The sequence below is a fragment of the Rhizobium sp. NPDC090275 genome, from assembly GCF_044772225.1.
Taxonomy (GTDB): domain Bacteria; phylum Pseudomonadota; class Alphaproteobacteria; order Rhizobiales; family Rhizobiaceae; genus Rhizobium.
Genome location: NZ_JBIVYL010000009.1, coordinates 104,686 through 122,820, shown reverse-complemented (window position 1 = coordinate 122,820; position 18,135 = coordinate 104,686). Strand labels below are relative to the sequence as shown.

At 58.5% G+C, this 18,135-nt stretch carries 16 protein-coding genes and 1 pseudogene; 7 read left to right on the top strand and 10 right to left on the bottom strand.

Annotated features, from left to right (window positions below; translation table 11 throughout):
- Positions 1-64: 64 nt before the first annotated feature.
- The 3 genes from ACIQUB_RS22230 to ACIQUB_RS22220 form a co-directional block, all read right to left on the bottom strand.
- Complete coding sequence (locus ACIQUB_RS22230; protein ID WP_402932209.1) at positions 65-244, bottom strand: helix-turn-helix domain-containing protein; 180 nt, start codon at positions 242-244, stop codon at positions 65-67.
- A gap of 393 nt (positions 245-637) precedes the next feature.
- Positions 638-4,327: an AAA family ATPase gene (locus ACIQUB_RS22225; protein ID WP_402932207.1), complete on the bottom strand. Its 3,690-nt coding sequence runs from the start codon at positions 4,325-4,327 to the stop codon at positions 638-640.
- 563 nt (positions 4,328-4,890) lie between these two features.
- On the bottom strand, positions 4,891-5,814 hold the full coding sequence (locus ACIQUB_RS22220; protein WP_402932205.1) for a LysR family transcriptional regulator: 924 nt from the start codon (positions 5,812-5,814) through the stop codon (positions 4,891-4,893).
- A gap of 134 nt (positions 5,815-5,948) precedes the next feature.
- Between ACIQUB_RS22220 and ACIQUB_RS22215 the strand changes: the two genes are divergently transcribed.
- The 4 genes from ACIQUB_RS22215 (at position 5,949) to ACIQUB_RS22200 (ending at position 7,960) form a co-directional block, all read left to right on the top strand.
- Positions 5,949-6,404: a hypothetical protein gene (locus ACIQUB_RS22215; RefSeq protein ID WP_402932203.1), complete on the top strand. Its 456-nt coding sequence runs from the start codon at positions 5,949-5,951 to the stop codon at positions 6,402-6,404.
- A gap of 71 nt (positions 6,405-6,475) precedes the next feature.
- Positions 6,476-7,141 (top strand): SDR family oxidoreductase, encoded by a 666-nt coding sequence (locus ACIQUB_RS22210; protein WP_402932201.1) that lies wholly within the window; start codon positions 6,476-6,478, stop codon positions 7,139-7,141.
- Positions 7,142-7,152: 11 nt separating this feature from the next.
- Positions 7,153-7,365 (top strand): hypothetical protein, encoded by a 213-nt coding sequence (locus ACIQUB_RS22205; RefSeq protein WP_402932199.1) that lies wholly within the window; start codon positions 7,153-7,155, stop codon positions 7,363-7,365.
- A gap of 55 nt (positions 7,366-7,420) precedes the next feature.
- The gene (locus ACIQUB_RS22200) at positions 7,421-7,960 is read left to right on the top strand and encodes an ester cyclase (protein WP_402932197.1); all 540 of its coding nucleotides are present in this window, start codon (positions 7,421-7,423) and stop codon (positions 7,958-7,960) included.
- Between the two features lie 531 nt (positions 7,961-8,491).
- Here ACIQUB_RS22200 and ACIQUB_RS22195 read toward each other — a convergent pair.
- On the bottom strand, positions 8,492-8,884 hold the full coding sequence (locus ACIQUB_RS22195) for a hypothetical protein (RefSeq protein ID WP_402932195.1): 393 nt from the start codon (positions 8,882-8,884) through the stop codon (positions 8,492-8,494).
- A gap of 61 nt (positions 8,885-8,945) precedes the next feature.
- The gene (locus ACIQUB_RS22190) at positions 8,946-9,437 is read right to left on the bottom strand and encodes a hypothetical protein (RefSeq protein ID WP_402932193.1); all 492 of its coding nucleotides are present in this window, start codon (positions 9,435-9,437) and stop codon (positions 8,946-8,948) included.
- A gap of 132 nt (positions 9,438-9,569) precedes the next feature.
- On the opposite strand from ACIQUB_RS22190, the gene ACIQUB_RS22185 reads away from it, so the two are divergent.
- Together ACIQUB_RS22185 and ACIQUB_RS22180 are read left to right on the top strand one after the other, a co-directional pair.
- Positions 9,570-10,235 (top strand): response regulator transcription factor, encoded by a 666-nt coding sequence (locus ACIQUB_RS22185; RefSeq protein WP_402932694.1) that lies wholly within the window; start codon positions 9,570-9,572, stop codon positions 10,233-10,235.
- Entirely contained in the window at positions 10,235-11,608 is a 1,374-nt protein-coding gene (locus ACIQUB_RS22180) for a sensor histidine kinase (protein WP_402932191.1), read from the top strand. The genes ACIQUB_RS22185 and ACIQUB_RS22180 overlap by 1 nt, the downstream gene beginning before the upstream one ends.
- 558 nt (positions 11,609-12,166) lie before the next feature.
- Here the strand turns inward: ACIQUB_RS22180 and ACIQUB_RS22175 are convergent.
- The 3 genes and pseudogenes from ACIQUB_RS22175 to ACIQUB_RS22165 form a co-directional block, all read right to left on the bottom strand.
- Positions 12,167-12,309: pseudogene (locus tag ACIQUB_RS22175) on the bottom strand (IS630 family transposase); the annotation flags it as partial.
- A 150-nt stretch (positions 12,310-12,459) separates the two neighbouring features.
- The gene (locus ACIQUB_RS22170) at positions 12,460-13,611 is read right to left on the bottom strand and encodes an FAD-dependent oxidoreductase (RefSeq protein ID WP_402932189.1); all 1,152 of its coding nucleotides are present in this window, start codon (positions 13,609-13,611) and stop codon (positions 12,460-12,462) included.
- Between the two features lie 4 nt (positions 13,612-13,615).
- Positions 13,616-14,503 carry an NAD-dependent epimerase/dehydratase family protein gene (locus ACIQUB_RS22165; RefSeq protein WP_402932187.1) on the bottom strand — a complete coding sequence of 296 codons (888 nt, stop codon included), beginning with the start codon at positions 14,501-14,503 and terminating at the stop codon, positions 13,616-13,618.
- Between the two features lie 128 nt (positions 14,504-14,631).
- Between ACIQUB_RS22165 and ACIQUB_RS22160 the strand changes: the two genes are divergently transcribed.
- On the top strand, positions 14,632-15,318 hold the full coding sequence (locus ACIQUB_RS22160; protein ID WP_402932186.1) for a TetR/AcrR family transcriptional regulator: 687 nt from the start codon (positions 14,632-14,634) through the stop codon (positions 15,316-15,318).
- A gap of 436 nt (positions 15,319-15,754) precedes the next feature.
- On the opposite strand, the gene ACIQUB_RS22155 is transcribed toward ACIQUB_RS22160, so the two are convergent.
- Complete coding sequence (locus tag ACIQUB_RS22155; protein WP_402932184.1) at positions 15,755-16,720, bottom strand: magnesium and cobalt transport protein CorA; 966 nt, start codon at positions 16,718-16,720, stop codon at positions 15,755-15,757.
- A 218-nt stretch (positions 16,721-16,938) separates the two neighbouring features.
- The gene (locus tag ACIQUB_RS22150; RefSeq protein WP_402932182.1) at positions 16,939-17,871 is read right to left on the bottom strand and encodes an L-lactate dehydrogenase; all 933 of its coding nucleotides are present in this window, start codon (positions 17,869-17,871) and stop codon (positions 16,939-16,941) included.
- Positions 17,872-18,135 lie beyond the last annotated feature (264 nt).

The following is an 18,135-nucleotide window of genomic DNA, read 5'->3' as shown; positions in this document are numbered from 1 at the left end:
TGTCCCTGCACGTTTCCCCCATACATACTGCAACAAAAGAATCTCGCGGGTATGCTTCTTTGAGTTAAATTTGTTTCTTTTTTTGTTGCTCAATCCAGGAGAGTAGATCTGTACGTTGGAACCTCCATTGGCCACCCACTTTGAAGGCAGGAATGTCACGGCGTTTCACCATGGTGTACACCGTCTTTTCCGCTACTTTTAGCAAATCGGCAACCTCTGGAAGAGTCAGGATTTCATCGTTCAAAGTCGTATCCTCGCCAGAATTAAGCACTGCTTACCAGAGTTTGGAAGTCATTTCTATTAAACGTCTGCAGAGATGACATCTTTCCAAGCGTGAGTGGATCGACCTACAGTCTGCGCGATCGAGATGGTTATAGGCCTGAACGCGACCATCGCCTGGGGATGAAACGGGATTCGCACCTTGCATGCTTCGTTTCTGAGATAGGTTTTTTCTAATAAAGACGATTGGCTGCTTATCTAACCAATCGACGCTGGACGTCCGCAATAGGATCTGGAGAACCCGCATCCTGCTTCGCTGTGTTGCGACGGTCGCTAACACGCCGAGCTTAGCTTGCAAAAGTCGGTAATCTCGCACTTACGTGCTCAGACTGCGTTCGGATCCTCTCCTTAGCGCGTATCAGTCCAGCAGCGCTTTGATCAGGTCGACGTTAGAGCGAAGGCTCGACGAATCCAACCCTCCACGCTCGTCGTCTTTAGAGGTGAAGAGCGAGCGGCCTAAAACGAAGCCATTGGCTTCGTACCACGCCTTCTTCCACTCCCAGCCCTTCCGGTAGTCCTCCCGCCCCATCATGCCGAGGTGTTCCCATAGAATAAGGTCGCCATCAGCGGTGACGAACGAGAAATCCGGACGGAGGCGACCGGGTTGGATCCCACCGTCAACGATGCGCTCGTACTCGTATTCGACGCCTGACTGATGCAGCATGTTGGCGATCACCAGCTCCGACTTGCTGCGGACTAAGTGACCCTTCACCGTGCGGTGGATCAGGTTCTCGGCGTACGGCACCTCGGTCTCGGTGCGCCGAAGTATGCCCTGGAAGAGGTTGGTGTTTCGCCGCGCGGTTTCAGACCGCTCGGGTCGGGTATAATCGAAGAGGATAGACGAATCGTCACCCTCGATTAGCAGCACGAGCTGACGGCGCGATCGGGTCAGAGCCGTATATAAGAGTTCACGTGAAAGCGGCCGGCAGTTCTTAGGCAGGACAACGAACACTTTTTGGAACTCGCTGCCCTGCGACTTGTGCACTGTGATGGCGTAGGCGAGTTCCAGCGGCCCCGAGCCGCCGGGGAAGTCGCGCCCGCTGTAGCCGAAGCGAAGGTTGGGTCGCCCTGCGAAGACGACGTTCAACCAAGGTGCCTTTCCATTGGCCACGAGCCCCACCTCTCCATTGGCCACATAATGGTCTCCTGACTCGCGCCCATCGAAGGCGCCGCGCCACTGGTTCGACACCTGGATGACCTTGTCGCGTAGAACGATGCTTTCATCGCCGAGACTGATCACCCAGGGGTCCGAGGCCGCATCGAGCTCGCGGGCACGATAGCGGCGCTGTGTCCAGCGGTTCAGGTCGTGCACGCCGTGCGAATGCATTCGGACAGGAGACAATATCTGCCACCGCTCCGAGCCGTCCGGATCGTCGAACGGAACCCATCCGCGTTCATCAATGCCGAGCGAAGCATTGAAACCGGCGACGTCGCCCGCCTGCGAAAGTCCGAGATGTTTCTGAAACGCCTCACTCAGGCGGCTCCGCAGCTCGTCGGGTGTCCTCCAAAAGAAAAGATCGAGGTCGTTGAAGGGCCGGCCCGTCTCTAGGTCGCTAAGGACGCGGTCGGCATCGACAGGCTGCGTCTCTCTGGTGAACCAGGATGCAAGCCGAAGCGTGTCCGACGCTTGGTCCGCCCCCGCGACCGCTCGGACCTCAACCGTCAATTGGGCGAGCGCCTCGCCGAGCGCCAGACCGGTGTCGCTCTTTGCGGGTGTGGTCTGCATATAGGAAGTAAGGTCGGCGAACGGGCGTCCAACGCCAATCGGGGGCAACTGATTGGGGTCGCCGACCAGGATAAGCCGCTGGACGTGCGCCAGATCGAGTGCGTCGAGCACAGCCGCGAGGTCGTCCATGGTGAGCATCGAGCACTCATCGATGACGACCGTCTTCTCCTTCCGGTACTTCTCCTTGCCCTCGAACCGCGGACGCTGGCGAATTCCGTCGTAGCGACCGAGTTCGTTCAGGAACTGGGCAACGGTCATTGCTTCAGCGTTGGCAGCCTTCCCTAGCCGGACGCGGGCCTTGCCGGTCGGTGCGAGCAGCAGGATACCGTCCCGAGCGAGGGCGGCGTTGAGTAGCAGGGCGCCCATCACAGACGTCTTGCCCGTCCCGGCCCGCCCGACGAGCGCCGTCAGACGCCGGGAGGTCACGCGCGCGAGCGCGATGGCCTGCTCCTCGATGGCGAGCACGTGCCGCGCGTTCTTGGGATCAAAAGCGCCGCCCGCTGCCTTGATCGCGTCGACCAAAAGCTTTTGCCAGTCTGCTGTCACGATCGGCGCGGCCTTCCCCGCTCGCTTCGCGAGCACAGAACGGAGGCGGTCTTCACGCGTCTTCAGGTCCGAAAGCTGGACCGCGGAAATTCCGCCCGCTTGCCCCTCCTGCGCCGGAAGCTCGATAAGCTCGACGACGCCAATAAGCGCAGAGGCGTTCGTGGTGGGCCAGTCGACACCAATCAGACAGGGGTGCGCCATCTCAATTGTAGCCGCCTTCTCGACGGCCTCTGTGACGCTCAGGAGCGCGTCACCATTCTCCGACGCGCGCCGCAGGACAGCGACGAGAACGGCTCGCAGGCGGCGCGCGTCACCCACGGACTGGACCCGCGAGGGTTGGGGCGCAGGGTGCTTTGCGGCGATTGTTGCGTCCGGGAGGAGCCCGCGGTCAATCGTTCCGACCGAGACCGGCGACTCTTTCGCGTCACCGAGATCCACCTCGCTGATCCGGTATGGGTTCGTGATCAGCTCGGCATCCGTTGTGAATGCCATGCTCGCGGCGGCGCGTCTTGTCGGATCGAACCAACGTGCCGCTTGCGCGGGAGTGAGCGCGAAACGCGACAGCAGTTTTAGTAGGATCCGCCGCTCATCCGCGAGATTGACCCAAGTGTCGCGAACGGCCTTTAGGTCAGCGTCGTAAACGGGCTGCGGCGGTTTAACCTTGCCGCGAAGGAGAGCGTCGATGTGGGGCCAAGGGTCTCCATCGGATGTGACCGCGCCCGACGCCAGCAACTCCAGCGTCAGAGCGGTCCCGAGGCGCATTCCTAGCGCCTCGAGGACAGAGCCGAGCCCCGGAAAAGCCCCACGGTCTTTCCAGGCAAGCCCGATCTGGGTGTTGAGCCATTCCTCCCGCCTCTCCCAGGGGCCTTTGGCGATCCCATGGCCCCGGATCTTCCGAACCGCTTCAAGGCATCGAATCAGGGTTGAGAGCGCGATATCCGCCGGCGCGAGCTCCGCAGCGTAGGAAAACACCCTCGTATGGGCAGGGTCGGCGGGAACGGCGATCTCGGCGAGGAGCGACGCCCGGCGCGCGTCCTCTGCCGCATCTCCCGTTGGTTCAAGGTAATCGTGGTATGGCAGCAGGAAGCCATCGAAGCCCTCCGGCCTGATAGAGTGCCGGAGCAGCCGGTCCCACATCGGGTAGGCGTCTTTACCGGCGGGGGCGTCGTACTGCTTCACCGGCACGATCGACTGGATGCGGCCGACGCCGACCACCAGACGTGAGATCGTGTCTCCAAGCGGTTGACCTTCCTTACAGTAAAAGAAGACGAGCGATCGCTCGGGCTTAAGGCGATCGAACACATGGTCAACGAGCGCCGTCTGGCGGGCGCGACCGAACACCCAGGGGCTCGCGAAAGGAGAGGTTTCGTCCGGCGGCAAGGGTTTGGGCAGTTTTGCGTCGATAGCGTCCTGCTCGCTGCGCAGCATCCAGCCGAACGGCACAGCGAAGGCGGCGAACGGCGGAACTTTCACCACAGTGGGCTTCAGGTGGCCGTGCGTCGCTGCCGCCTTCTTGATTGACGCGTAGGGGTGCTCGAAGCGGCGGGTCCACTCAGTCTCGTTCATGAAAGCGCCCGACTCGGCCTTGCAAGGAGGCAACTGATCCGGCGCCAGCTCATGCCACGGCCTTCCGGCCAGCGCGTCTTGGGCGGCGTCGTCCTTCTCCTCACGGATACGGTCGAGTGCGACGCAAAACGCGTTCGAGGACGGTGCCGGGCAGACACGTCCGTTCCAACGCGATCCATGCCACGCCACACGCATCGTAAGATGAAACACGCTCGCCCCCCTAGATATGCCACAACGTTGCCGGGAACTCCTTTATCAGAAAGGCGTATAATAGCGAGCCCGTCGGCACTATCCGCCGATTTTCGCATCGCTTGGACTTTGCCACGTTGGTTTCGGTATTAAGCAATCAGCTGATACGCGTCCGGGTTCGCATCATTTCGCCCATTGAGTTCAACCCGATGGAAGTCTGGAGAGATTTGAGGCGGGGGACTTTTGTAACGTCGGGTCGGCGGTTCGAGTCCCATCACATCATGTGAATAGCAGGAGGGCGGTTTTTGGTTCCGAAACTCCCGGGCCAAAGTGGGTTCATTGGATAGCGCGGGGGCGGCCCTGAAACGCTTGTTGGGCCCGTCCGCTCGCCTGACGAGCATTGGGTATTCTTGGGTCGCGATGTTCTGTGCCGGCTTCACTGGCGAGGCTGAGCAGTTGCGCAAATCCATGGCGACCTGCATATTTGTCTATGTTGCTTCAAGGTTACTTTTTTCACTGTTCACGGCCTTGGAGCTGCCGATCGACGTAAACGCTCGCCAGGTCAATTTGCCAACCACGTCGGGCTAAATTGGATGCAGTCCCGACATATCGATCTCAGAGGCTCCCCGAAGCGCCTCAACCATGGCATCGAGGAACACTCTCGTTTTTCGGGGCATCGTCTTGCGGTCCGTAAAAAGAGCGACGACTGCGGCATCGCCGGCATGCCAACCAGGGAGTATCTGTTTGAGCGCGCCGGAGTGAAGCTCCTCTGTTACATCGACCCGGGATCTAAAAGTAATGCCCAATCCGGCAACGCACCAGTCATGGATAGCATCGCCATTATCAGACTGCAGGCGCGCGGGGGCGGGCACCAAATGCTCGCGCCCGTCGGCCCCGAACAACCGCCATGGCCCGACAAGGTCGCTGTATCGAAGAAGGTCGTGTGAGTTAAGGTCGGCGGGTAAAACGGGCGCGCCTCGGCGCGCGAGATAGGAGGGTGCAGCAACCAGGATCCGTTGACTGTCGACAAGCTTGCGCATCGCCGCACCGCCTGCAGAAGCGAGCCCACCTATGCGGATCGCAATGTCGATCGACCCGCCGGCGACGTCGACCAGACGATCGTTCAGCGACAGAGACACGAGTAGTTGCGGGTAGCGTGCCGCCAGCTCTCCAACGACAGGCGAGACGCGGCGTCGGCCGAATGAGACAGGTGCCGAGATCCGCAGCGTTCCCACTGGCTCGTCCCGACCAGTTGACAACAGTTCTTCGCCTTGCGCGATCGCTTCCAATGCGCGACCTACCTCCACAAGCAGGCGCTCACCGGCTTCCGTCAGTGACAGGGTGCGGGTGGTGCGATTGACCAACCTTACGCCAGCCCGCTTTTCCAAAGTCGCCAAGCGTTTGCTCACGACAGCGAGGGTGACGCCAAGCGCTCGCGCTGCTCCAGTCAGTGTGCCGTGTTCCACGACTTGGTGAAACGTCTTCAACTCGTTGAGATCGTCCAGCATGTTGCCTCAAAGTTGATACTGCCTCGCCTCGGGCCGAGCTTATCTTCCCAAAGAAACACACTACTTCTTCAGTCAATGTCAACAGAGCGTGTCTCGCAGCCTGCCGGCGTGACACGACACCAGGAGCTTCCTGCATGCCCGATAAACCTTTTTGGCCAGGAGGTGCGCGCTTCGTTCCAAGCTTTAGTCTCATGCTCGAGGGCGGTGGGCAGCCGATCTCCGGTGCAGCGGGTGTCACATACAATATCGATGAACCGAGCCTAGACGAGCCGTTTATCGGGCCCTTGTCTAAGGGCGACTTCGTAACGGTACCTTATACCTTTCATATGAACGACATTTCGTCCTTCCCCTTCGAGGGCTGGAATCCAGCCGCGTACGGGCAGGCGTTACGGGACGAGTTCGACCAACTCTATGACGAAGGCGCGCATCGCCGGCGGATGATGGTCGTAAGCCTGCACGACCGCACTCGGATCATCCTGGGCGCGTGTGCCTGCTTGATCGCTTTCTGTCGTATGTCCGATCCAGCCCTGGCATGTGATTTGCGCGCAAGGACGAGATTGCCCTCTACGCTACCGAGACAAAGGGATTAACACCAGTGATCCAGCGCGGGCTACCCACAGAAACTGACATTCCCGGCCCCAATACATAAGGAGTTGATACCATGCCCATCGATCTAAATGGAACCCGTGTACTCGTGGTTGGCGCATCCGGCGGCATTGGTCGCGCCACTGCCGACGCCTTTGCGGCTGCCGGCGCTGAGGTAGCGCGCCCTGGCAGAAACGCGCTCGACTTCACCGACGATGCATCGGTTGAAGCCTATTTCGCCAATGCATCGCCGTTTGATCACGTCGTCATCAGCGCAGCGCAGACCAAGACCGGCCCAGTCGGCGCGCTGGCGCTCGCGGACGCGCAAGCTGCGATGAACAGCAAGTTCTTTGGCGCCTACCGTATCGCCAAGTCAGCAACCATAAAGGACGGTGGTTCGATCACCTTTGTCTCGGGTTTTCTATCGCAGAGACCGAGCGCCACATCCGTGTTGCAGGGTGCGATCAATGCCGCGCTTGAAGCGCTAGCACGCGGCCTTGCGCTCGAGCGTGCACCGATCCGGGTCAACACGGTGTCGCCGGGGCTAATTGACACCCCGCTCTACGCCAAGATGGACGATGCGGCGCGCCAGGCGATGTTCGACAAAACCGCGGCTCGTTTGCCAGCCCGCCGGGTCGGTCAGCCGGTAGACATCGCCCAGGCCATCCTGTTCGTCGCCACAAACCCGTTCGTCAGCGGATCGACCGTGACTGTTGACGGCGGTGGTACGATCGCAAATTGAGGCGGTACGTCGTGATCACCGCTGCGGCCGCAGCGGTGATCGAAAAAGAAATTGCCATAGCCATCCAAACCGCAGCCAGCTTTGATTGTCTGGGGATCTGCGACGCTCACATTACCAACAGATGGCACTGGGGGAAATTCCGACGTTCCAAAGGCGCCTTCGAGCGGTGTGATGAGCCTTTTGGCGTAGACAGCTCGACAATGAACGAAATTATCTTTGACTAAAGAAAATCAACCAACCTGACATGCCTCAGAGCTTCCATCAAAGGAGAACATCACGATGCGCCTGCTATGCTTCGCCGCTTTACTTCTTGCTAGCACACCCACCCTTGCAGCATCGCTCGACGATCAAACCGCCATTGCTCTTGCCAAGCCGCAGGAGTTGATCGTCGACAAGAGCCTCTCGCAGGCCCAGGTTACGGAACTGCTCAAACCGGTCGATGCGTTCTACGGCTTCTGGAACAATGTCAGCCAGCATCTTTTGGATCAAGCGATCTCGCCGCAATTCAACGATCATGTCCGGCCCTTTGGACGGCCTCAAGGCCCGACCGGGCCAATGATCGCAAACAAGGCGTTCCGTGCCGCCGTTCCCGATCTGCGCTTCGCAGTTCCGCAGCGTATTGTAGTTGGCGACCGCGTCATCAGCCACCTGCGAATGACCGGTCACTTCACCGGAAAATATCAAGGCATTGAGGGGAAGGGTCAGGAGGTCGATTTCATCGCGGTTGACGATCTACGTGTAAAGAACGGCCGGATTACTGACAATCGGCATATTGAAGATAATCTGACGTTCCTGAAACAGGTCGGTGCGGTCAAATGACGTCTGATCCGTTCGCGGCGAAGCTCTGGGCGACGCAAACCGCCTAAGCCTATATTTGCGCCAAACGCCAGTCACGCTATGACCAGCGATGACCAACAACTTCCCGCGTCAGGATGAGCGAGCCTCTTTAGAGCATCCATGGCTGAGCGTTCTGCATGCTAGAGATTTTACCGTTCGAATTCGTGCCGAGTTCTCGTCGAATCTTCTTGGCGGCGATGTGACCGCGTGACCACGAGCGTCCAGCGCCGGCATCGGCAAAGAGATGTCGAAGGCATCACGCTCAGCTTTGACCGCGTTTACAGGTGGTACAGATCTCGTGATCTCCGTTTGCACAAGATTTCGCCTGCAGGATTTGGCATGCATGCGGTTTCGCAGACGTGCGGTCTTAGACGGATATGATGCTTGAGGCTGTGCTGTGCTGTGAAGGCCACACTGCGACTGTCGGCCAGCTCGGTGGCCCAATTTCCCGAACATCTTCGGTATTCTCGCGACCGCGCGTTTACGCGGCCGCGGTAACGCTATTCGTTACGATCAGCGCGTTTGTGCGGCAGGTACTCCCAAACGATCAAGAACCTGGGAAAGAATGTCAGAGCACGCTTTCATGGGTTCATCGTCGGCGCATTTGATGTCGATCACCGTCTGACCATTCTCAATCCGGAAATGCGCTGCCTTGGACGGCGGAGGCGGTGGAGGAGGGCGATGGCCCCGAGGACCCATATCGCCTTCTGGTCCACGCGGCGGAGGTCCAGCGCGGTCACCACCCGGTCCTTCCGGTCCCCCCGGAGCCGGCGGTGGAGGCGGGGGAGACGCTGTGTCGACAGCCGGAGCGGGTCCCCCAGCAGCGGGAGGGGCGGGCGGCTGTTGTGCGATTGCTGTACCTGTGAGAGCAGCCAGAGCGACGGCCGAGAGAATGTATCGTTTCATTTGGTCGGTCCTTCCTGAGTTTTGGTAGTAACTGATGGGACTAATATCGAGCACTTAGACTTTAGGGCTTTGCGTCCACGTCACGCGGTCCAGCGTGTGGTGGCGGCGGAGGACCGGGCGGCAAAAGAGCTTCGGTCTTGCCGTCTTTGTCGACAAGGTAAGTGGCATGGACAAAGCCATTGTCAAACCGGCCTTGAACCGTAACGGCTTCGTTCGGGCTTACGAGGCCGCCGCCTTCGCCTGCCCGACCGGTTTCGACCAGGGCCTTCCCACTTTCATCCTGCAGGATGAACTTGTTGCCGTAGATCTCCGCGACCGTACCCTTGACCGTCACCAGGCCTGAGCTCGGCATCTTGGCAATTGCAACTGGTGTCATCGGTGCCATTTCAGCTCCGGGCCGGATCATCTTCATGGCCGCCGCGCCACCTGCAACGCCAACAGCGAGCGCAACAGCGATGGCAGGCAGGGCGACCCAGCCGAGATGGAGCGTCTTCGTCGTCTCACCGTCGCGACCGCTGACTGGGCCGTCTTTGATACTGGTTCCGATCGTCATCTTGAATCTCCTTGATAAGTGACAGCAGCAATCTACGTGCTATTTGCCATCACCAGTCTGAACCTGCTGGTTCAGATTCAGTTCAGGCATTTTCGATACGAGTGACACATCTTTTTAGCTGGAGATCAGATGATGCGCGTGCTGCTTGTTGAAGATGACGATGACCTGAGTGGTCGCATCGCCAGCGCCCTGCGGTCCGAGAATTTTGTGGTCGATATTGCTCGAAACGGTGAGGATGCGTTGCACGCCGGCCTCACGGAAATCTTCGACGTGGCGGTGCTCGATCTTGGTTTGCCTAAGCTTGATGGTGTCGCCGTGCTCAAGGGGTGGCGGGATAGCGAGCGTAACCTGCCGGTCCTGGTGCTGACTGCTCGGGACGGATGGCCTGACAAGGTCGCGAGCTTCAAGGCCGGAGCCGACGACTTCCTTGTTAAGCCATTCAAGCTTGAAGAATTGGTTCTTCGCCTTCGCGCTCTGGTCCGGCGCGCCACCGGTCATGCTGCGTCACGCGTCAGCTGCGGCGACCTTGCATTCGATGCACAGCTCGGTGTGTTCGAGCTACACGGCCTTCCTCTCAAACTGACTGCACTTGAATGGCGTGTGCTCTCCTGTCTGATGCTGCGCAAGGAGACAGTGGTCGACCGCCGCGAGTTGAACGAGCGCGTCTATGACGGAGATGCGGAAGTTGATTCCAACTCTATCGAGGTGATCATCGCGCGACTGCGCAAAAAGCTCGGCCCGGATATGGTTGAGACTGTGCGCGGCCGAGGTTACATGCTGACAGCGGCGGTCTCGTGATGAAATCGACCGCCGTCCAACAGCCAAAGTCGATCGCCGCACGACTGGTGCTTTTTTCGTCTGTCTTTGTCACGCTCGCAATCCTCGTCGCATCGGTTATCTTGTGGGTTGCTTTGAATTCGGTAATTCGAGAACAGGTCGATCAACGCCTGGACACGCAGATCGCTGCTCTCGCAACGGCATTGAAACGCGACGGTGATGGCAAGCTTTCTCTTTCCAACCCGTTGGACGCACCGCCATTCGATCGCCCTGGTTCCGGTTGGTATTGGCAGATAGACAGCGACGACAACCAACTCGCATCCCGTTCACTACTTGACGGCACGATCGAAGCGCCGCCACCACGCCTTAGCCTCTTCCAGATGCTGACCGCTACGCCGACACCGGGCGAAGGAGTGGAGCGTGGCCGCAGACTTTACCTCCGACAGAGTTCACGGTATGTCGATGGACATCCCGTCATGTTCACGGCAACCGCGCCAATGGCTGCACTTGTCGACCCCGCGATACGGGCTTTGCTGTGGCTCGTGCCCTCCATGCTCTGTCTCGGCCTCGCCCTGCTCGTAGGCACCGTATGGCAGGTGAGGTTTGGTCTCGCTCCTCTCAAGACAATGGCCGACGACATCGAGGCAATCAATCGCGGTGAGCGCGCCAGAGTGCCTAGCCAAGCTACTGCCGAACTTCTGCCTCTGGCAATGAAAACGAACGAGCTCTTAAAAACCAATGAGGATCGGCTTGCTGCGACGCGTATCCAGTTTGCCAATCTGGCCCATGGCCTGAAGACACCAATTGCAAGCCTTTCGCTCGCGCTTAGTGACGCCAATGACCCGGACGGATCGCTTCGAGACGTCGCTCGTCGGCTGGAAAGCCGCATCAAGCATCATCTCAGTGATGCCCGACGCATCATGACGTCGTCCGGGATAGCGGCGTCAACAGATGTGGGTCAGGCGGTTAGCGATATCCAGAAGGCATTGCGCCGCATTTACGCTGAGCGGGAGATCGCGTTTGAGGCCGACGTCGGTCTTGGACTGTCGGTTGCTTGCGAAGAGAGTGACGTCGAGGAAATGTTGGGAAACCTTTTAGACAATGCTTTCAAATGGGCTGCGACCTTGGTCGCTGTTTCTGCCAGTCGGGAAGGTCCATTCGTGCGAATTGTCATAGCGGACGACGGGCCGGGGATCCCTCACGATCGTCTCGACGCAGTGCTGGAAGCCGGGGTTCGGGAGGATGAACGCATGCCCGGCGACGGCTTCGGCCTGTCCATCGTGACAGAACTGACTGGTCTTTATGGGGGATCGTTCAGGCTCAGAACCAACGCGCCTACCGGACTTTGCGCGGTTCTAGACCTTCCAGCCGCCGTTGGTCGCACTCACTCTTAAAAGGGTATCCAAAGAGCTTCAGGGTATTTCACTCGCAGGTTTACAACACGGCTCCGCTATTTGCGCAATAGGCTGAGAATAGGTCATGCTTAAATCGAGCGCATTAGCCGCAATAGAAACATACTGTTGCGGCGAAGCCGAACGGACCTTAGCGCTTAGGAGCGGTGCGAAACAATCGATGATATCTTTTACATGTCGGCGCATAATTTCAGGGGTTCGCGATCGTCGCATTTGATGTCGATTTTGGTCTTATCATCTTCAATACGGAAATGTGCTGCTTTCTCAACTGGTGGCGGCAGTGGCGGAGGACGGTGGCCGTCAGGGCCTCCGTCTGCCAGACCTCGCGGACTCGGTGCTTGCTGCATCGCTAGTGCTCCCCGGGCTCAGCTGCGAGCCTGGGGCGTGGATGTCTTCATGGTCGGCATCTCCAGCAGACACCGTGTGCTAAGGAATGATTTCGGCGATATCACTGATCTGAAAGAGCGAATCGCTCGAGTGGTCCAGTCGATTGTGGACGGCACGCACCCGCATTCAAGCTTAGACTAGTGCAAATCCTGTTCAATCCAGATCATATCCTGCTGACTTGAAGTAATTTGCGCATTCCGGTGCACCAAATCACCGACCGTATCCCAAAGGGCATCGATCGATCGTTCTGGCCGCCCTCGTAAAATGGCTTTCAGCTTGGAAAATGCGTTCTCGATCGTGCTGCATGATGACTCTCCGGTCCGGTTTCCTGTTGAGATTGGGGAAGGCTTAAAAGGCGGATACCTTGTATGCCACTTCGGCGATGCGCCCCTCGCCAACCACTGCGGGTACCGCCAAGCGCGACGCAAACCGATCGCAAATCATCCCTAGCGGCGAGCCTGCGGCGCGAATCGATAGTTGGCGAAAAGGGCGAGCAAGCTTTGCGGCGCTTTGTCATCGAAAAAGACTGTTTGATTTCGAGCCGCCTCTGCTGCGGCTGCGGCACTTCGCGGAAACAGAGCCGTCTCGTAGGCATGAAGCGCTTCGTCGAGTTCCCCGGGATTGAAAGCGATCGCGTTCCCGAGTTCCGCGCCGTCGAACATAGCGAGATTTGCGCCTTCGCCGGCGAACGGTGACATGAGATGGGCGGCGTCGCCGAGGAGCGTCACGCCGCGCATCCGCTTCCAGCGATGCTCGATCGGCAAGGCGTGGATGGGACGCAGGATCGGAGGTGTATCGCTATCAACGATGAGCGCGGTCAGCTCGGGCGCCCAATTCTTGAATTCGTCAAGTACGCGCGCGCTTACTTCGCCATCCCGGGCGAGATCGTTGAGCCAGTTTTCCGGCTTGTTCAGCGCGATGTAGGCATGCAGCACGCCGTGAGCCTCGCGATGAACGAGTAAGCCTTTGCCTGGAGCGAGTGCCAGCATGCTTCCACCACCGACGGCCATGGCGGCGGATTTGTGCCAGACGTCGGCATCGTGCAGAAAGGTCTCGATGAACGAGACGCCGGTATAGCTCGGCGTTGCGGATGATAGCAGGGGCCGGACTTTCGACCATGCGCCTTCGGCACCGACGAGAAGATCGGTGTCGGTCGTCGTGCCTTTGTCAAACATCAGGCGGTGCCGACCGTCCCCGAGTGATAGCACCGACTTAAGTCTGTGACCCCAGCGAATCGTCTCGGGAGGCAGTGAATCGAGCAGGATGCGGCGGAGGTCGCCGCGCTGCACCTCCGGGCGCGTTCCGGTGCCATCGTCGGGCTCGTCGAGCAGGACGTTGCCGTGCCTGTCGAGCACGCGCGAGGCCTCGCCACCGACGTGGATAATGCTGCGGAACTCCTCGAAAAGTCCGGCCGCCTTCAGCGCGAGCTGGCCGTTGTAGTCGTGGATGTCCAGCTGGCCGCCTTGCGGACGCGAGTCGGCGGACGGCTCCGCTTCGTAGATCGTGGCAGGGATGCCGTGGACCTGAAGCACGCGAGCGAGCGTCAGCCCGCCGAGACCTGCCCCGACAATGGCAATCGATGGTGTCTTTGTGGCCACGTTCTCAACCCTCCAGCCTGATCCAGTCGAGCATCGAGTCTCGCTTGGGCCGCCACTCCAGTTCGGATCGCGCCCGCGTTGCGCGCACCCGGCAGTTGGACGCGAAGATGAAGGCGAAGGTCGCGTCGACCCCTTGCGTCGCCTCCTCGACGGACCACGACTGCGCTTGGCCGAGCCCGAGGCGGTCGGCGATGGCTTGGGCGATATCGGCGAAAGCGCTCTCTCCGTTCTCCGCAAGGTAGCGGCTGCCCGCCGGCGCCTTATCGAAAGCGAGCATGTAGAGGTCGACCAAATCGTCGATGTGGACGTTCGACCAGATGTTGGCGCCACTACCGATGTAGCGGGCAACGCCATCCGCTCCCGCCTGCCGCTTCAGCCGCGGCGCCATGATGCTTTCGCGGTGCAGACCTTCGCCCCAACCATAAATGCAACTGTTGCACAGCACGACCGAGCGCACGTCGCGTCCTGCGGCGTCGAGGATCTGCTGATCTATGTCGGCGCGCTCGCCGAAGACCGGCTCGGAGACGAGCGGGGTGTTATCGTCATAGGTCCGGTCGGATGCTTCGCCGCGCGTGTTCTCCGCGACTAGGCCGGTGCCGCTCGTCTGAAGCAGCGGCTTGCCCGACCCGTATAACCCTTCGAGCAGTGCCGTCGCGGCGCCGTGATGGTCGCTGTCCGCGGCGTTGACGACGCCCTCGGAAGCACGCGCCTCGCGCGTCAAGAGCTTGGCGTCGTCGAGGTTGCCCAGCACCGGAGCGATGCCCTTTTCTTCCAGTCGCCTGGCCTTCTCTTTGTTCCGCACCAATCCGCGCACTTTGTGCCCATTGGCGACAAGCCGAGCCGCGACGGCACCACCGATGTAACCTGTTGCTCCGGTGACAAAAATCGCCATGACGAACCTCCTTTAGCGGCTCCACCCGTTGAACTGTACGCTGCGGAATGATATTCCAAGACAAAAATGGAATGGCGTTCCATGTTTGTCAAGATGGAATGTCGTTCCAAGTTTGATCGAAGGGTTTGATGATGGAAGCGAAGCGGAAGGTTCGGGGACGGGATGCGGCGCTCTCCCGTACTCAGATCGTAAAGGCCGCGATTGTAATCCTGGATCGCGATGGTGAGGCGGGCCTGACATTCAAGGCTTTGGCCGAGCGGCTCGCCACCGGGCCTGGAGCGATCTACGGGTACATCGCTAACAAGGACGACCTTCTGGCCGCCGCCTGCGATGCTATCGTCGCAAACGTTATGCAGGGGCGCAAGGAATGCGCCGATCCCTTCGACTCGATCAAGGCGTTTGCTGTCGGCATCTTCGATGCGATCGATGAACGCCCATGGGTAGGCGCGGCGTTGGTGAGATTGCCGGGCCAGTCGCCGCTTGTTAGAGTTCTCGATGCGGTCGGTCAGGACATCCGTGCTCTGGACGTTCCTGCCGACAGGGAGTGGGCCTCAACTATGGCGGTATTCAACTACATTGTCGGCGTTGGAGGCCAGCACGCGGCAAATGCGCGGCTGGCGCACTCCAAGCACTGGGACAGGACCGAAATGCTGGCGTCGCTCGCGCGTTCCTGGTCTGATCTCGATGCTGAAGAGTATCCTTTTGCGCAAAGCGTTGCTCCACAGCTTAGCAACCACGACGATCGCGCCGACTTCTTGGCCGGAATTGAGTTCATCCTCGTCGGCATCCGCACTTGCAGCAGGTTGATCGTCTAAGTATGCAGCTCGCGATTTGATCAATCGGTCGAGGTCATCCAGATTTCCAGCTCCTGATGCATCGAGACGGCTGAGCTTGTTTTAACCGATGAGGATCAATTCAAAAGGGTGATGGCGATCTTGGAGGCCGAGACACCAGCACCATAAAACCACCTTGCGACGAACTAATTCGCAGCCGGCGCTCTCGTTTTAGGGGTTATCGCATGGGTATGATGGAGGCCCCATCATGAACACTGACACCAAGCGTCGGCAGTAATCGCTCATGAAGCCATGGATTATTGGCTGAAAGCATTCCCTCAATATATCGTTGAAGCGGCCCATTAACCAGACCAGTCTTGAGGTTCGAAGGTCGAACGTCTGATCGGGGTTGGTTCCAGGTAGCCGTATCCTGGACGCTTCGAAAATCGAACACGCAGACCTTTTCTACAGTAGGCGCTTAAAGCCAGCCGGTTCTTTTAAACCTGTAGTACAGGCCGGAGCAGACAACCAAGATCACGGCGATCACAACATAGTAGCCGTACTCGGTTTTTAACTCTGGCATATGCTCGAAATTCATACCGTAAATGCCTGCTATGGCGGTTGGAACCGCAAGGATTGCGGCCCATGCAGCCAGTTGCCGGGTGATGGTTCCTTGCCGCTGCTGCTCTAGAAGGTTCGAAGCTTCGAAAACCGAAGTAATGACCTCGCGTAACCCCGACAACATAAACTCAACGCGCCTGACATGGTCATGGACGTCCCGAAAGTAAGGCCTGGCATTTTCATCAATGCAAGGTAGCTCCAGATTGGTGAGCTTGCCAATGATCTCCGCCATAGGACCAAGAATGCGCTGGCATCGAATGACCTGGCGGCGCATTCTGAACAAGCGTCTGATCTGCTCGCGTTCCAGAAATGAGATCAGCATATGCTTTTCCATTTCCAGAACCTTATCTTCCAAAGTCTGGACCATCGGAAGGTAGCCATCCACGACGAAGTCGAGAATTGCATGCAGGACGTAGTCAGGACCGTGATCAAGCAACCGGGGCGATTGCTCAAGCTGTCTGCGAAGTTCACTATGCGCTACAGGCGAACCGTGTCGCACCGAAATGACGTGATGACGGCCGACAAAGATGGATGTTTCACCATAGGCGATCTTGTCGCCCTCAAGGTGAGCGGTCTTGACCACGACGAACAGCTGGTCGCCGTAGATGTCGACTTTGGGAACCTGCTTTCCGTTCAGCGCGTCTTCAATCGCCAACGGGTGAAGATTGAACATGGCCTTCAACTTCCCGAGCTCTTCATCGGTCGGATCGGTAATTCCGATCCATGCAAACTCGCCGTCAACAGCCGCCAGGGGTCTGTCGGTCAGCCGAAGTTCTTCGGCTCTCTTTCCGGCGCGGTACATAAATGATGCAACAACTGTCATTGAGTTTGCAGGCCTTTTGCGCGAAATGATTGTTTATATGAAGGCTCTGATGAGCATCCGCTCAACCCAACTTGAGACCGTTGGCATAGTCGGCGAACTCTCAGCTTCGATTTAGATTGTTTCAGCGGCGCTGCTTAAAGGAGATCAGGCCAGTGGTCGGCCATACTGAGTCACAGGTGAAGGTGTCTACGGTTCGTGCACATCTATCGGCTGATTGGTCACCTGAGATTTATCTTCGAAAGTGTTTCCTTAAGGACGTTAGCCGATGCCTGAAGCGCTGAAAGCTCTTCAGGCATCAAGTCCGGGGTGATAACGCGTTCTACACCGCCGCTGCCAATGAGACACGGAAGACTAAGGTAAACACCACTCACGCCGCAAATTCCGTCGATGTAACTTGACACTGGCAGGACAACTCGTTCGTCACGTTCGATGGCTTCACAGATCCTAGCAATCGCGGTTGCAACACCGAAGGATGTGTAGCCTTTACCGTGGTTGATCGTGTAGCCTGCCCGGACAACGTCGTGGGCTATTGCCTCTCGATCAATCGATGCGGCTTCTGCATATTTCTCAAGTGGAACACCGCCGACGCGAACGGTCGAGTAGGCGACCACTTCACTATCGCCATGTTCGCCGAAGACCATACCCTCAACCGCGCCGGGAGCGATCGACAGGTGGTCCGCAATCCGCTTGCGAAAACGATTACTGTCGAGCAGAGTGCCGCTGCCAATCACTCGGCTATGTGGCAAGCCGGACGCTGCCTGAGCGACCTGCGTCATGGCGTCCGTCGGATTGGAAGCGACCACCAGCATACCGTCAAATCCCGCCGCCATGGCATCGGAGATGCAAGATCGAACGATTGCCGCGCTCTTTTCGGCGACTGACAAACGGGTTTCTTCGCCATGAGTGGCCGCACCGGCAGTTATAACCATAATACTGGCTTGAGCAGCATCTTTGTAATCGCCAGCCCAGATCCGGACGGGTTTCGCAACCGGGTTCGCATCGGCGATATCTGTGGCTTCGGCAACAGCATGATCGCGTTTGGCATCGATCAGGACGATCTCGGAAAATAGGCCACGTAGCATCAAAGCATACGCAGTTGTTGCTCCAACGTTTCCGCTTCCGATTATGGCGACACGCGATGATTTGCGCATGATTGTTCCCTGTATTGATCTCGGGCCTAAATGTTGGATCCGTAGATAAAATTTCCAGGGGCTTCGCAAAAATGGCTTCGCGCCGGTGTCTACGCCCCAAGTTGAAATCGTGAGACTGAACGTTCGCAGAGCCATCAAAGGTCTGGACCAAGCTCCAAGCTCGCCGGATAACGGTCACTATGTAATCACGAGAAATATCGCTTGTTACCAAATCAGATATGGGGGAATGAACGGAGTTGTAGGCGTCGAACGATCACACAGGTC